This is a genomic window from Mesorhizobium sp. M7A.F.Ca.ET.027.03.2.1 (genome assembly GCF_003999175.1).
Taxonomy (GTDB): domain Bacteria; phylum Pseudomonadota; class Alphaproteobacteria; order Rhizobiales; family Rhizobiaceae; genus Mesorhizobium.
In genome coordinates this window covers 1-917 of the sequence record NZ_RZOM01001575.1, presented here as the reverse complement: position 1 = coordinate 917, position 917 = coordinate 1, and the positions used below count along the sequence as shown (strand labels likewise).

The window sequence follows — 917 nt, the reverse complement described above, 5'->3', positions numbered from 1 at the left end:
GGCGGAGACCTTGCCGCGCTTTCGTGCCCAAGGTGCGGTCGCCAACAAGGAACAGGGCAGTTTTGATCCGGTCACCGAGGCCGATCGCGAGGCCGAGCGCGCCATCCGGGCTCTGATATCGGCTGAGTATCCCGATCATGGTATTCTAGGCGAGGAGCATGGCAGCGAGAACATTTCGAGCCGGCACGTCTGGGTGATCGACCCGATCGACGGCACGCGCGCATTCATTTCCGGCCTGCCGGTGTGGGGCACACTGGTCGGGCTGACGATCGATGGCGACGCCGTTGCCGGCATGATGGCGCAGCCCTTCACCGGCGAGCTTTTCTACGCCAACGGCTCGGGCTCCCATTATGAGGGGCCAGGCGGGCCGCGAAAACTGACGACCCGCAAGACGACGAAGTTGGACCAGGCGACGCTGTTCACCACCACGCCGGCCCTGTTCAAGGGCGAGGCGCGCAACCGTTACGATGCATTCGAAAGACAGATCCAGCTCGCCCGCTATGGCGCCGATTGCTATGCCTTCGCCATGATCGCCTCGGGAAGCGTCGACATCGTCGCCGATCCCGGATTGAAGCCCTACGACATCGTGGCGCTGATCCCGATCATCGAAAAGGCAGGCGGCGTCGTCACCACATTCGATGGCGGGCCGGCGGAACAGGGCGGCGATGTACTCGCCGCGGCGACGCCGGAACTTCATGCCGCCGCCATGGCCGCCCTGCGCGGCTAAACGAGCGTCCGCCGCCATTCAGGTGATGCCGACCGCTTGAAGCAGTCGTTTTACTGCCGGCGGCCCCCCTTGGGGAGCGGGCCAGCGACCGGCGCCCGTCAGGCTGTGGGGTCGTCGCTGCCGGGAATGAAGGCGTCGAAGGCGGCGAGCCATTGCTCGCGGTAGATGTCGGCTTCCTGCAGGCTTTCGT

The 917-nt window shown here is 65.4% G+C and carries 1 protein-coding gene; it reads left to right on the top strand.

Annotated features, from left to right (window positions below):
- Positions 1-727: histidinol-phosphatase (gene hisN / locus EN750_RS36530; protein ID WP_127399432.1), on the top strand; the 727-nt coding region annotated here is incomplete at its 5' end.
- Between the last annotated feature and the right edge of the window lie 190 nt (positions 728-917).